Raw genomic sequence first — 14,373 nt, forward strand, 5'->3', positions numbered from 1 at the left:
GTGTCAGTGGAACTTTGGCAGCAGTGCGTGGAGCTTCTGCGCGATGAGCTGCCTGCCCAACAATTCAACACTTGGATCCGTCCACTACAGGTCGAAGCCGAAGGCGACGAGTTGCGTGTTTACGCGCCCAATCGGTTTGTTCTCGACTGGGTCAACGAAAAGTACCTGGGTCGCGTCCTTGAGCTGCTGGATGAGCATGGCAACGGCATGGCGCCGGCGCTGTCCTTATTAATAGGCAGCAAACGCAGTTCGGCACCGCGTGCCGCGCCGAATGCGCCATTGGCTGCCGCGGCATCCCAGGCTCAGGCCGCTCAGGCGCCTGCGAGTGCTCCATCGCCGACTCCCGCTGCCGCACCGACCAAGCGCTCAACGCAAAAAATGGCCGAGGTCAGTGAAGAGCCGTCTCGCGATAGCTTCGACCCTATGGCCGGTGCCAGCTCGCAACAGGCCCCGGTTCGTTCCGAGCAACGCACCGTGCAGGTTGAAGGCGCGCTCAAGCACACCAGCTACCTGAACCGAACCTTCACCTTCGAGAACTTCGTCGAGGGCAAGTCCAACCAGCTGGCCCGGGCAGCAGCCTGGCAGGTGGCGGACAATCCTAAGCACGGTTACAACCCACTCTTCCTTTATGGCGGTGTGGGCTTGGGTAAAACCCACTTGATGCACGCTGTGGGTAACCACCTGTTAAAGAAGAACCCGAATGCCAAGGTCGTGTACCTGCATTCCGAGCGTTTCGTGGCCGACATGGTCAAGGCGCTGCAATTGAATGCGATCAACGAATTCAAGCGCTTCTACCGTTCGGTGGACGCACTGCTGATTGATGACATTCAATTCTTCGCCCGCAAGGAACGTTCCCAGGAAGAGTTTTTCCACACCTTCAATGCCCTGCTCGAAGGTGGCCAGCAGGTCATTCTTACCAGTGACCGCTATCCAAAAGAAATCGAAGGCCTTGAAGAGCGCCTTAAATCCCGCTTCGGCTGGGGCCTGACGGTTGCCGTCGAGCCGCCGGAGCTGGAAACCCGCGTGGCGATCCTGATGAAAAAGGCCGATCAGGCCAAAGTCGATCTGCCGCACGACGCCGCGTTCTTCATTGCCCAGCGTATTCGCTCCAACGTCCGTGAGCTGGAAGGCGCGCTTAAACGCGTGATCGCCCACTCGCACTTCATGGGCCGCGACATCACCATCGAGTTGATTCGCGAATCCCTGAAAGACCTGTTGGCGCTGCAAGACAAACTGGTCTCTGTGGATAACATTCAGCGCACTGTCGCCGAGTACTACAAGATCAAGATCTCCGACCTGCTGTCCAAGCGTCGTTCACGCTCGGTCGCTCGTCCGCGTCAGGTTGCCATGGCGTTGTCCAAAGAGTTGACTAACCACAGCCTGCCGGAAATCGGTGATGTGTTTGGTGGCCGCGACCATACGACTGTTTTGCACGCCTGCCGCAAGATCAACGAACTTAAGGAATCCGACGCGGACATCCGCGAGGACTACAAGAACCTGCTGCGTACACTGACCACTTGATGAACACCAGCGCAGCTTATTAAGGCAAGGGACTAGACCATGCATTTCACCATTCAACGCGAAGCCCTGTTGAAACCCCTGCAACTGGTCGCAGGCGTCGTCGAGCGCCGACAGACCTTGCCGGTGCTTTCCAACGTGCTGCTGGTTGTCGAAGGCCAGCAGCTGTCGCTGACCGGTACCGACCTGGAAGTCGAGCTGGTCGGTCGTGTGCAGCTCGAAGAGCCTGCGGACCCGGGTTCGATCACCGTGCCTGCGCGCAAGCTGATGGACATCTGCAAGAGCCTGCCGAACGACGCGCTGATCGACATCAAGGTCGACGAGCAAAAGCTGGTGGTGAAAGCCGGCCGTAGCCGCTTCACCCTGTCGACCCTGCCGGCCAACGATTTCCCGACAGTGGAAGAAGGCCCTGGTTCGCTGACCTGCAGCCTGGAGCAAAGCAAGCTGCGTCGCCTGATCGAACGCACCAGCTTCGCCATGGCACAGCAGGACGTGCGTTATTACCTCAACGGCATGCTGCTGGAAGTCTCGGCCGGGATCATCCGTGCCGTGGCCACCGACGGTCACCGTCTGGCGATGTGCTCGATGCAGGCCGATATCGGCCAGCCGGATCGCCACCAGGTCATCGTTCCACGCAAAGGTATCCTTGAGTTGGCTCGCCTGCTGACCGAGCCGGACGGCATCGTCAGCATCGTGCTGGGTCAACACCATATCCGCGCTACCACCGGTGAGTTCACCTTCACCTCGAAACTGGTCGACGGCAAATTCCCCGACTACGAGCGTGTTCTGCCAAAAGGCGGCGACAAGCTAGTACTCGGCGACCGCCAGGCTCTGCGTGAAGCCTTCAGTCGTACCGCGATCCTTTCCAACGAAAAGTACCGCGGTATTCGCCTGCAACTGGCTAATGGCCAGCTGAAGATCCAGGCCAACAACCCGGAGCAGGAAGAAGCGGAAGAAGAAGTGGGTGTTGAGTACAACGGCGGCAATCTGGAAATCGGCTTTAACGTGAGCTATCTGCTCGACGTGCTGGGCGTGATGACCACTGAGCAAGTTCGACTGATCCTGTCCGACTCCAACAGCAGCGCGCTGGTGCAAGAGTCTGACAACGACGACTCGGCCTATGTTGTCATGCCGATGCGTCTGTAATCATGCTCAGCAGAAGCTAGATGTCCTTAAGTCGCGTCTCGGTCACCGCGGTGCGCAATCTGCACCCGGTGACCTTCTCCCCCTCCCCCCGAATCAATATTCTTTACGGCGCCAACGGCAGCGGCAAAACCAGTGTTCTGGAAGCCATTCATCTACTGGGGCTTGCCCGTTCGTTTCGTAGCAGCCGACTGTTGCCCGTGATTCAGTACGAGCAACTGGCGTGCACGGTGTTTGGCCAGGTTGAACTGGCCGAGGGCGGGCACAGCGCCCTGGGGATTTCCCGTGATCGCCAGGGAGAGTTCCAGATCCGCATTGATGGGCAGAACGCTCGCAGCGCGGCACAGCTTGCTGAGATCCTGCCGCTGCAGTTGATAAACCCGGACAGCTTCCGCTTGCTGGAAGGCGCGCCGAAGATTCGGCGGCAGTTTCTGGATTGGGGTGTGTTCCACGTGGAACCCCGGTTCATGTCTACCTGGCAGCGCTTGCAGAAGGCCCTGCGTCAGAGAAACTCTTGGCTGCGGCATGGTACACTTGACGCCGTTTCGCAAGCGGTTTGGGACAGGGAATTGTGCCAGGCCAGCGCTGAAATCGATGAATACCGCCGCGCTTATATCAAAGCCTTGAAACCAGTCTTTGAACAGACCTTGAGTGAACTGGTTGAGCTCGAGGGCTTAACACTCAGCTATTACCGAGGTTGGGACAAGGACCGCGAGCTGAGTGCTGTGCTCGCCGGATCCCTTCAGCGGGATCAGCAAATGGGTCATACCCAGGCCGGACCACAACGCGCTGATTTGCGTCTTCGATTGGGCGCACATAACGCCGCGGACATATTGTCCCGGGGTCAGCAAAAGTTAGTGGTGTGTGCATTGCGGATTGCCCAAGGGCACTTGGTTAGCCAGGCCCGACGCGGCCAGTGTATTTATCTGGTGGATGACCTGCCGTCCGAACTGGACGAGCAACACCGCCGTGCGCTTTGCCGCTTGCTGGAAGACTTACGCTGCCAGGTGTTTATCACCTGTGTAGATCACGAATTATTGAGGGAAGGCTGGCAGACGGAAACGCCAGTCGCTCTGTTCCACGTGGAACAGGGCCGTATCACCCAGACCCACGACCATCGGGAGTGAAGGCATTGAGCGAAGAAAATACGTACGACTCAACGAGCATTAAAGTGCTGAAAGGCCTGGATGCCGTACGCAAACGTCCCGGTATGTACATTGGTGACACCGACGATGGCAGCGGTCTGCACCACATGGTGTTCGAAGTGGTCGATAACTCGATCGACGAAGCTCTCGCCGGCCACTGCGACGACATCAGCATCATTATCCACCCGGACGAATCCATTACCGTTCGCGACAACGGCCGTGGCATCCCGGTAGACGTGCACAAAGAAGAAGGCGTTTCGGCAGCCGAGGTCATCATGACCGTGCTGCACGCCGGCGGTAAGTTCGACGACAACTCCTACAAAGTATCCGGCGGTCTGCACGGTGTAGGTGTCTCGGTGGTAAACGCCCTGTCCGAAGAGCTTGTTCTCACGGTGCGCCGTAGCGGCAAGATCTGGGAACAGACTTACATCCACGGTGTGCCGAAAGAGCCGATGAAAATCGTTGGCGAGAGCGAAACCACCGGTACCCAGATTCACTTCAAGCCGTCCGACCTGACCTTCAAGAATATCCACTTCAGCTGGGACATCCTGGCCAAGCGGATTCGTGAACTATCCTTCCTCAACTCCGGTGTCGGCATCGTCCTCAAGGATGAGCGCAGCGGCAAGGAAGAGCTGTTCAAATACGAAGGCGGCCTGCGTGCGTTCGTTGAATACCTGAACACCAACAAGACTCCGGTCAACCAGGTGTTCCACTTCAACATCCAGCGTGAAGACGGCATCGGCGTGGAAATCGCCCTGCAGTGGAACGACAGCTTCAACGAGAACCTGTTGTGCTTCACCAACAACATTCCGCAGCGCGACGGCGGTACTCACCTGGTGGGTTTCCGTTCGGCACTGACGCGTAACCTGAACACCTACATCGAAGCGGAAGGTCTGGCGAAGAAGCACAAAGTCGCAACCACCGGCGACGATGCTCGTGAAGGCCTGACCGCGATCATCTCGGTGAAAGTGCCGGATCCGAAGTTCAGCTCCCAGACCAAAGACAAGCTGGTTTCTTCCGAAGTGAAGACCGCGGTCGAACAGGAAATGGGCAAGTACTTCTCCGACTTCCTTCTGGAAAACCCGAACGAAGCCAAACTGGTCGTCGGCAAGATGATCGACGCGGCACGTGCTCGTGAAGCGGCGCGTAAGGCTCGTGAGATGACCCGTCGCAAAGGCGCGCTGGATATCGCCGGCCTGCCGGGCAAACTGGCTGACTGCCAGGAAAAAGACCCTGCCCTTTCCGAACTGTACCTGGTGGAAGGTGACTCTGCTGGCGGCTCCGCCAAGCAGGGACGCAATCGTAGAACCCAGGCCATCCTGCCGTTGAAGGGCAAGATCCTGAACGTCGAGAAGGCACGCTTCGACAAGATGATCTCTTCGCAGGAAGTGGGCACCTTGATCACCGCGCTGGGCTGCGGCATCGGTCGCGACGAGTACAACATCGACAAGCTGCGCTATCACAACATCATCATCATGACCGATGCTGACGTCGACGGTTCGCACATCCGTACCCTGTTGCTGACCTTCTTCTTCCGTCAGTTGCCGGAGCTGATCGAGCGCGGTTACATCTACATCGCTCAGCCGCCGCTGTACAAGGTCAAGAAAGGCAAGCAAGAGCAATACATCAAAGACGACGACGCCATGGAAGAGTACATGACGCAGTCGGCCCTGGAAGACGCGAGCCTGCACCTGAACGAAGAAGCACCGGGCATTTCCGGTGAAGCGCTCGAGCGTCTGGTGAATGACTTCCGCCTGGTGATGAAGACCCTCAAGCGTCTGTCGCGCCTGTACCCACAGGAGCTGACCGAGCACTTCATCTACTTGCCTGCGGTGAGCATGGAGCAACTCTCCGACCATGCAGCCATGCAAGATTGGCTGGCACAGTACGAAGTTCGCCTGCGCACCGTCGAGAAGTCCGGCCTGGTCTACAAAGCCAGCCTGCGTGAAGACCGTGAACGTAACGTCTGGCTGCCTGAGGTCGAATTGATCTCCCACGGCCTGTCGAACTACGTCACCTTCAACCGCGACTTCTTCGGCAGCAACGATTACAAGACGGTTGTCTCGTTGGGCGCTCAACTGAGCACCTTGCTGGACGACGGCGCGTACATCCAGCGTGGCGAACGCAAGAAGCCGGTCACCGAGTTCAAGGAAGCGCTCGAATGGCTGATGGCTGAAAGCACCAAGCGTCACACTATCCAGCGATACAAAGGTCTGGGTGAGATGAACCCGGATCAGCTGTGGGAAACCACCATGGACCCAAGCCAGCGCCGGATGCTCAAGGTAACCATCGAAGACGCCATTGGTGCGGATCAGATCTTCAACACCCTGATGGGTGATGCGGTCGAACCTCGTCGTGACTTCATCGAAAGCAACGCCCTGGCGGTTTCCAATCTGGATTTCTGATTAGTTAACCCGACCCGCCAGAAAAAAAAGGCCAACGCTTAAACGTTGGCCTTTTTTATTGACTGCGAATAGAGCGATTCGATACTACTCAGCCGCTACAGTCACACTCTCCAATCGATACCCATACCCGTAAATCGTCAACAACTGCCAACCACGGTCGGCGGTCAATCCCAGCTTGTTGCGCAGGCGGTAAATGTGGGTATCCAGCGGGCGGGACGACACCATCTCTTCATGACTCCAGAATCGCTCATAGAGATACTCCCGGGACAGCGGTCGTCCCAGGTTACAGAACAGACAGCGCGCCAGACGATATTCCTTCTCAGTCATGCCAATCGGTTTGCCGGCGCGGTTTACGGTCAACTCGGCATCATCGAACACCAGGTCGTTGAAACTCAGTACTTCAGCCGCAGCCGCACGTTGCTGGCTATGCCTGCGCAATACGGCAGCCACCCTCGCTTTGAGTTCATTGGGTCGAAACGGCTTGCTGACGTAATCGTCGGCGCCGGCATTCAATGCCTGGACGATGTCGCTTTCTCCATCGCGGCTGGTCAGCATGATAGCGGCCGGTGGTGCGTCCATATGCTCGCGGGTCCAGCGCAACAGAGACAGACCGCTGAAGTCTGGCAACTGCCAGTCCAGGATAAGCAGGTCAAACGTTTCCCGGCGCAATTGGCGTAACAGGTCCTCTCCCCGCTCGAAGCTGTGCAAAGACCATGCACTTTCCCCCGGGTCGGCCATCTGCCGCAAAGTCTGTTCAACCCTGCGCAGTTCTGCCGGTTCGTCATCCAGTATCGCTACACGCATGTACGTTATTCCTTTTGCGGCCAGCATGTTATCTGACAATACACGTTCGGCTGAAGAGTGAAAGTAAGCAGCTTTCCGTTGGTCGCGTCCGCTATGATTCTTCAAGCGCCTTCAGCGGGATCTGATCCATGGACGAATTGCCTTCCAACCTTTACACAGTATTGCCTATGAATAATGAACGCCGCCGGGAAAGTCGCGAACCGACCCAAGTTCAAAGGTTGTTCCGGCAATTGGTCCGCGAATGGCTGTGGATAAGCTTGCTGTTGTTACCGCTGACGGGCCTTCTTTCGTTCCAGGCCGAGATGAGCGAACGAAATGGTTCGGGTGCGCGGGGTGCGTTGTTGTCCGTGTGCCTCGTTGCCTGTGTCTTGGGTTTGCTGTTGCTGCGTCCGAGGCTGGCGCTCTGGTTCACCGTAGCAGGTATGAGTTGTGCGTTGCTGGCTAGCATCGGGTTAGCGAAGCTGGGCTGGTGGTGGTCCCCTGCAGCGAGTCTGCTGGGTATGCTGTTCGGTTACTTGATCTGGAATTGGCGGCGCTTGAGTGTGGTGCTGACTTATTTTGGCTGGGAGCTGGCGCGGCTGGACAGCGAGCCCAAGGTCTTTCCGGAGCGTCGGCGTGCACAATTTCCGACTGGCGACCGTCTACAGGGGCAGATCATGGCGTTGGAACAAGCCATGGGACGGACCCGCGATACCCGTCGTTTTATCGCCGATGGCCTGGAATATTTGCCAGTCGCTACATTGATCAGTAATCCGCGAGGCCGGATTTTGTTGGGTAACCGCAAGGCCAGAGATTTGTTCGGTGCAAATCTGGTGGGTGACGACGTTATTGAGCAACTGGCAAAACTGGGCTATCCGGAACTGGCAGAAGGCCCGCGGCCGCCCTTGTCGACGTTGCCGCTGCTGGAATTCAGGGATGTCAAAGAACGCAGTCTGCGTCTGGAGCGCGCGGCCTTGCTGCCGGTGGACGGAGAAACACCGATCGGTTGGCTATTCAGCCTGACCGACCTCAGCGTTGAGCGTGATGCCGAAGAGCAACGCGGCGTGCTGTTGCGCTTCTTGTCCCATGATCTGCGGGCGCCTCACTCGGCGATACTCGCCCTGCTCGACGTGCACCGGCAGCAGTTCGTCGGCGATTCTTATCTGTTCGATCAGATCGAGTGCCAGGTGCGTCGAGCCCTGGACTTGACTGACGGCTTTGTGCAACTGGCCAAGGCCGAGTCAGAGGCTTACCAGTTTCAGCCGAGCCTGTTTGCGATGATGGTGCTGGATGTGTTCGATCAGACACTGACCATTGCGCAGTTGAAGCAGATCGAACTGGTCCATGACCTGGATGATGAGGCACAGGAAAGCTTGATTATGGCCGATCAGGCCCTGCTGACCCGAGCCCTGTTCAACCTGCTGGAGAACGCGATCAAATACAGCGGCGCCGGTACTCGAATCATTGTGCAAGTCCACTGCGCCGAAGGTTGGCTGACGTGCGAGATCATTGATCAAGGCAAAGGCATTGCTGCAGAGGAATTGCCCGAACTGTTCAGCCAGTATCGGCGACTTTCCTCAGCCCACGGCATCGATGGAGTGGGGTTGGGGCTGTCGATGGTTAAGGCAGTGATGGATCGACATGGCGCAAGGATTGAGTGCCAAAGTGTGGTGGGTCAAGGCACGCGCTTCAGGCTGCATTTCCCTTTGCTCAAGGATTGAGGCAAATACTAGTGATCAGACCGAGCGTGTGAGGCGAGGTTGGCGTAACAAAAATCATCAGCTCACCTTTTTTCGCGAATTTGGACAGCGTCAGATTTCACCCGACTGGGAGGTGAATTGGAACGGCTGGACGGGGTAGTCCTTGTCCCGGGGTTGGCCACTATTACTTCACTCAATTCCATAGTGGGAGCTTTTTTGACCACAAGGCGTCGGGCCAGGGATTTCCCGAAACGGCTTTTTGCTGCAGTAGTCACAGCGGCGTGCATCATTATAGTACCGTTACCCAAACTCATTAGCGCCGCACCAGCATTCGAAACAACTGCTCCAGCTGTATAACCCAGAGCCTGCATGGTGGCTCCCGTGGCAACACCGCCATAACCGACGTTAGACGCCAACGTCGCATAGCCCATAACTCCACGTGGAAGAGAATTAAAAACAATCCGCGTGATATTGCTGGCATGTTCTGAGACTTTTTCAAACGTCTTGATAAAAGGGACAATGCCCCCAAAAAAGGCTGCAACAGTTTGGATGGACTGCCCCGTCGGATCGACATAGTTCATCGGGTCCCCTTCGCAATAGGCATAAGCGTTCAATCCGCCTTTGGAAAACGGACTCAGCCGATCAGGACTGTGAAATCGCATCAACGTCGGGTTATAAACCCGATGACCATTACCCAGGTGATACCAGCCAGCAGGTTGTTCTTTAAGCTCCCCATTAAACCCCAAGCGAGTGGCTGCCGGGCGCAGATTGCTCTGCCAACCATAGGGGTTATAGGCAAGGGGCCCAGGACCGGTACGATCCAATTCGGTAAGTACGCTTCGCTGCAAATCGGTGGCGAGCAATAATGTCTTTGACAAATTGCGACTGGATGAAGGGGCGCGGTGAGTGTGACGGGAAACGTGCATAGGGGAGCCTCCTCATCCAAGTCTGATTGAACCGCCAACCTTAGCGGAAATCATTGGTCAGCACCTTAACAAATGCCCCGGAAAACCAACATTAGCAGTTCTGTTAGGGTTGCCTCCCGGTAGAGGCTTGCACAGCCATTCCGGCATAAAAAAACCGGCTATATCAGCCGGTTTTTTTGCGCCCGAAAAAAACTTATGCACCTTTTTCGGAGTTTTATGTGTTTAGGAAATATGTATATAAATCATAAGGCTACAAAATAAATACGTGGCTATTCAACTAAACGGTACACAGGTTATCCACAGAATCTCAGACAGCCATTTGATCGCTGGCAGCCGGGGCTTGCGGGGCAGGTGGCAGCGAACCCATTTCCCGTTGCATCTGCTCGTTCCAGGCCTGGACGCGGTCGTTCAACTCGGCAACGGCGCGCGGCCCGCTGCCGTCGGCGTACATGGGTTTTCCGATGATCAGCGTGATGACGCCCTGCTTCTTCGCCCAACCGGTTTTCGGCCAGAACTTACCGGCATTGTGCGCAATCGGCAGCACTGGAAGCGCCGCGTTGACCGCCAATGCGGTACCACCCCGTGAGAACTTGCCGATTGTGCCGTAGGGCACACGCGTTCCCTCAGGGAAGATCAGCACCCAGACGCCATCCTTGAGCAGTTCATCGCCCTTCTTCGCCACATGCTTGAGCGCGGCTTTAGGATTGTCGCGGTCGATAGCGATGGGTCGCAGCATGGCCATGGCCCAGCCGAAGAACGGAACGTAGAGCAGTTCACGCTTGAGCACCTGGCTCAAGGGCTGAAAGTACGCAGAGAGAAAAAACGTTTCCCAGGTGCTCTGGTGATTCGACTGAATCACGCAGGGCTGGTCAGGGACATTCTCTGCGCCTTTGATTTCATAACTGATGCCCAGAAAAACCTTGCTCAGCCATAAGGCGCAGCGGCACCAATACACATTGATGAAGCGATAACGCGCCTTGAATGGCAGAAAGGGCGCGATCAAAAAGCTCAGGCTGCACCAGAGCAAAGAGCTGGTACCCAGCAGCAGGTAAAAGAGGAAGGTTCTGATGGCCTGCAGTATCGACATGGCGACATTTACCGTTGCGGGCATTGCCCGCCTATTCAAGCGCACTCCCGATCAGTCCTTGGCCAGGATGTCAGAAGAGCCTTAGTTGTGGATAAGTTCTGCGGCAACCGCCGCCAGATCATCAAAAATCAAGGTGCCTTCGGGAAGGGTCTTGCCCTGAGTTTTTTCGCCTTTGCCGGTCTTTACCAGAACTGGCTGTGAATCGACGGCTCTGGCGGCTTCCAGGTCACCTAGGGTATCGCCAACGAACCAAAGATTGGCCAGCGATACGTTGTAATGCGCGGCGATGGTTTTCAACATCCCGGGTTTTGGCTTGCGGCATTCGCAGCCATCGTCCGGCCCGTGCGGGCAATAGACGATCAGCCCGACCTCACCACCCTGCTCCGCCACCAGCGAGCGCAAGCGCTCGTGCATGGCGTCCAGGGTGGCGATGTCGTAATAGCCGCGAGCGATGCCCGACTGGTTGGTCGCCACTGCCACCGTCCAGCCGGCCTTGCTCAACTGCGCGATGGCCTCGATCGAACCCGGGAGCGGAATCCACTCCTGCACCGACTTGATGTAAGCGTCGGAGTCGTAATTGATCACTCCGTCCCGATCGAGAATCAGCAGTTTCAACAGCAATCCCTCAGCCCAGCAGCGAAATATCGGCGACGCCGAGGAACAGCCCACGCAGACGCGCCAGCAACGCATAACGGTTGGCGCGCACCTTGGCGTCTTCCGCGTTGACCATCACCGCTTCGAAGAACGCATCCACTGGCTCGCGCAAGGCTGCCAGGCGTGCCAGCGATTCGCTGTACTGACGGGCAGCAGCCATTGGCTGTACAGCCTGGTCCGCCTGCTGGATCGCCGAGTACAGGGAGAACTCGTTGGCGTTGTCGAAGTACTTGGCTTCAACCACCGCAGGAACCGAGCCTTCGACCTTGCTCAGCAAGTTCGAAACGCGCTTGTTCACCGCGGCCAGCGCAGCGGCTTCCGGCAATTTGCGGAACGCCTCTACCGCTTGTACGCGCTGATCGAAGTCCAGCGCCGAACCCGGCTTCAGTGCACGCACCGACAGGTAAGTCCCGACATCGACGCCCTCGTCTTCATAACGGGCACGCAGACGGTCGAAGATGAATTCCAGCACCGAGTCATTGAGACCGGCAACCTTGACCTTGGTACCGAAGGCATTCACAGCGAATGCCACGGCGTCGTTCAGGTCGAGCTCGAGCTTCTTGTCGATCAGGATGCGCAACACACCCAGGGCTGCACGGCGCAGCGCATACGGGTCTTTGCTGCCGGTCGGCAGCATGCCGATACCGAAGATACCGACCAGGGTGTCGAGCTTGTCGGCGATGGCCACGGCCGCACCGGTCAGGGTGGTCGGCAGTTCAGCGCCGGCACCGCGTGGCATGTACTGCTCGTTCAGGGCCAGGGCGACTTCTTCCGGCTCGCCGTCGTTGAGGGCGTAGTAGTAACCGGCGACACCTTGCATCTCCGGGAACTCACCGACCATTTCGGTCGACAGGTCGCACTTGGACAGCAGGCCGGCACGGGATGCCCAGGCTGCGTTGCCACCGATGCGCTGAGCAATGAACGCGGCAAGTTTGGAAACGCGTTCGGCCTTGTCATAGACGCTGCCGAGTTTTTCCTGGAACACCACGTTCTGCAGGCGCAGGTTAAAGTCTTCGAGTTTCTGTTTCTTGTCTTGCTTGAAGAAGAACTCGGCGTCGGTCAGGCGTGGGCGAACCACTTTCTCGTTACCGGAGATGATCTGCTGCGGGTCTTTGCTTTCGATGTTGGCCACGGTAATGAAACGTGGCAGCAACTTGCCGTCGGCATCCAGCAGGCAGAAGTACTTCTGGTTGTCCTGCATGGTGGTGATCAGCGCTTCTTGCGGCACGTCGAGGAATCGTTCCTCGAACGAGCACACCAGCGGCACCGGCCATTCAACCAGCGCGGTCACTTCGTCGAGCAGCGCAGGCGGAACGATTGCAGTACCTTCCTGTTTCGTCGCCAACTCTTCGGTGCGCTTGCTGATCAGCTCGCGACGTTCGTTGGAGTCGGCCAGCACGTAAGCGGCACGCAGGTCGCTGAGGTAGTTGGCCGGCGAAGTGATGCGTACGCTTTGCGGGTGGTGGAAGCGGTGACCACGGGAGTCGCGACCGGCTGTCTGGGCGAGGATAGTGCAGTCGATGACCTGGTCGCCGAACAGCATCACCAGCCATTGAGTCGGGCGAACGAATTCTTCCTTGCGAGCACCCCAGCGCATGCGCTTCGGGATCGGCAGGTCGTTCAGGGAGTCTTCGACGATGGTCGGCAGCAGGCTCGCGGTCGGTTTTCCGGCGATGCTTTGGCTGTAACGCAGTTTTGGACCGCTCTGATCGATTTCGCTCAGGTCGACGCCGCACTTTTTGGCGAAACCCAATGCCGCTTGAGTCGGGTTGCCTTCGGCATCGAATGCGGCCTGACGTGGCGGGCCATCGAGGTTGATGCTGCGGTCTGGCTGTTGGGTGGACAGCGAGGTGATCAGCACAGCCAGGCGGCGCGGCGCGGCGTAGACGGTTTTGGTCTCGTAGTTCAGGCCGGCGGCTTGCAGGCCCTTGTCGATACCGGCCAGGAACGCATCGGCCAGGGTGTTCAGGGCTTTGGGTGGCAGTTCTTCAGTGCCCAGTTCAACCAGAAAATCTTGAGCACTCATTGTGCAGCCTCCAGCTTGGCCAGTACTTCATCACGCAGGTCCGGGGTCGCCATCGGGAAGCCCAGCTTGGCGCGAGCCAGCAGGTAGGCTTGCGCAACGGAACGCGCCAGGGTGCGTACACGCAGAATGTATTGCTGACGCGCGGTCACCGAGATCGCCCGGCGCGCATCCAGCAGGTTGAAGGTGTGGGAGGCCTTCAACACCATTTCGTAGCTCGGCAACGGCAGCGGCTGGTCGAGTTCAATCAGACGCTTGGCTTCGCTTTCGTAGAAATCGAACAGTTCGAACAGCTTCTCGACGTTGGCGTGTTCGAAGTTGTAGGTCGACTGCTCTACTTCGTTCTGGTGGAACACATCGCCGTAGGTCACTTTGCCGAACGGACCGTCAGCCCAGACCAGGTCGTAGACCGAATCCACGCCTTGCAGGTACATAGCCAGGCGCTCGAGACCGTAAGTGATCTCGCCGGTCACCGGGTAGCACTCGATGCCGCCCGCTTGCTGGAAGTAGGTGAACTGCGTCACTTCCATGCCGTTGAGCCAGACTTCCCAGCCCAGGCCCCAGGCGCCCAGGGTTGGCGATTCCCAGTTGTCTTCGACGAAGCGAATGTCGTGGACCAACGGGTCCAGACCGACATGCTTGAGGGAGCCCAGGTACAGTTCCTGGAAGTTGTCCGGGTTCGGCTTCAGGACTACCTGGAACTGGTAGTAGTGCTGCAGACGGTTCGGGTTTTCGCCGTAGCGGCCGTCAGTCGGGCGACGACTGGGCTGCACATAAGCGGCGTTCCAGGTTTCCGGGCCGATGGCGCGCAGAAACGTGGCAGTGTGGAAAGTCCCGGCGCCTACTTCCATATCGTAGGGCTGAAGTACCACGCAACCTTGCTCGGCCCAGTATTGCTGGAGGGCGAGGATCAAGTCTTGGAAGGTACGCACGGCTGGCGTAGGCTGGCTCACGAAATTCACCTGTTTCTTGGGCTGCGATTTAAAGAG

General features: G+C 57.6%; 11 protein-coding genes. 5 read left to right on the top strand and 6 right to left on the bottom strand.

Features of this window, described 5'->3' with window-relative positions; translation table 11 throughout:
* From dnaA to gyrB, 4 genes are read left to right on the top strand one after another with little or no spacing between them, the layout of a single operon-like run.
* Positions 1-1,521: a chromosomal replication initiator protein DnaA gene (gene dnaA / locus ACA041_RS00005; protein ID WP_497439330.1), complete on the top strand. Its 1,521-nt coding sequence runs from the start codon at positions 1-3 to the stop codon at positions 1,519-1,521.
* A 39-nt stretch (positions 1,522-1,560) separates the two neighbouring features.
* Positions 1,561-2,664, top strand: coding sequence for a DNA polymerase III subunit beta (gene dnaN, locus ACA041_RS00010; RefSeq protein ID WP_017341709.1), 1,104 nt, complete (start codon positions 1,561-1,563; stop codon positions 2,662-2,664).
* Between the two features lie 20 nt (positions 2,665-2,684).
* Positions 2,685-3,788 carry a DNA replication/repair protein RecF gene (recF, locus tag ACA041_RS00015; protein ID WP_123515478.1) on the top strand — a complete coding sequence of 368 codons (1,104 nt, stop codon included), beginning with the start codon at positions 2,685-2,687 and terminating at the stop codon, positions 3,786-3,788.
* 5 nt (positions 3,789-3,793) lie between these two features.
* Positions 3,794-6,211, top strand: coding sequence for a DNA topoisomerase (ATP-hydrolyzing) subunit B (gene gyrB, locus ACA041_RS00020; RefSeq protein WP_064680829.1), 2,418 nt, complete (start codon positions 3,794-3,796; stop codon positions 6,209-6,211).
* Between the two features lie 84 nt (positions 6,212-6,295).
* On the opposite strand, the gene ACA041_RS00025 is transcribed toward gyrB, so the two are convergent.
* Entirely contained in the window at positions 6,296-7,015 is a 720-nt protein-coding gene (locus ACA041_RS00025; protein ID WP_497439331.1) for a response regulator transcription factor, read from the bottom strand.
* Positions 7,016-7,182: 167 nt separating this feature from the next.
* Between ACA041_RS00025 and ACA041_RS00030 the strand changes: the two genes are divergently transcribed.
* The gene (locus tag ACA041_RS00030; RefSeq protein WP_497439332.1) at positions 7,183-8,715 is read left to right on the top strand and encodes a sensor histidine kinase; all 1,533 of its coding nucleotides are present in this window, start codon (positions 7,183-7,185) and stop codon (positions 8,713-8,715) included.
* Between the two features lie 62 nt (positions 8,716-8,777).
* On the opposite strand, the gene ACA041_RS00035 is transcribed toward ACA041_RS00030, so the two are convergent.
* The 5 genes from ACA041_RS00035 to glyQ form a co-directional block, all read right to left on the bottom strand.
* Entirely contained in the window at positions 8,778-9,620 is an 843-nt protein-coding gene (locus ACA041_RS00035) for an RHS repeat-associated core domain-containing protein (RefSeq protein ID WP_497439333.1), read from the bottom strand.
* A 307-nt stretch (positions 9,621-9,927) separates the two neighbouring features.
* Positions 9,928-10,707, bottom strand: a complete 780-nt coding sequence (locus tag ACA041_RS00040; RefSeq protein ID WP_497439334.1) for a lysophospholipid acyltransferase family protein — start codon at positions 10,705-10,707, stop codon at positions 9,928-9,930.
* Positions 10,708-10,788: 81 nt separating this feature from the next.
* Positions 10,789-11,328: a D-glycero-beta-D-manno-heptose 1,7-bisphosphate 7-phosphatase gene (gmhB, locus tag ACA041_RS00045; RefSeq protein WP_497439335.1), complete on the bottom strand. Its 540-nt coding sequence runs from the start codon at positions 11,326-11,328 to the stop codon at positions 10,789-10,791.
* 4 nt (positions 11,329-11,332) lie between these two features.
* A complete protein-coding gene (glyS, locus tag ACA041_RS00050; RefSeq protein ID WP_497439336.1) occupies positions 11,333-13,387 on the bottom strand; it encodes a glycine--tRNA ligase subunit beta in 2,055 nt (684 codons plus the stop codon).
* On the bottom strand, positions 13,384-14,337 hold the full coding sequence (gene glyQ, locus ACA041_RS00055) for a glycine--tRNA ligase subunit alpha (protein ID WP_003213601.1): 954 nt from the start codon (positions 14,335-14,337) through the stop codon (positions 13,384-13,386). The genes glyS and glyQ overlap by 4 nt, the downstream gene beginning before the upstream one ends.
* Between the last annotated feature and the right edge of the window lie 36 nt (positions 14,338-14,373).

The sequence above is a fragment of the Pseudomonas sp. LBUM1676 genome (genome assembly GCF_059695605.1).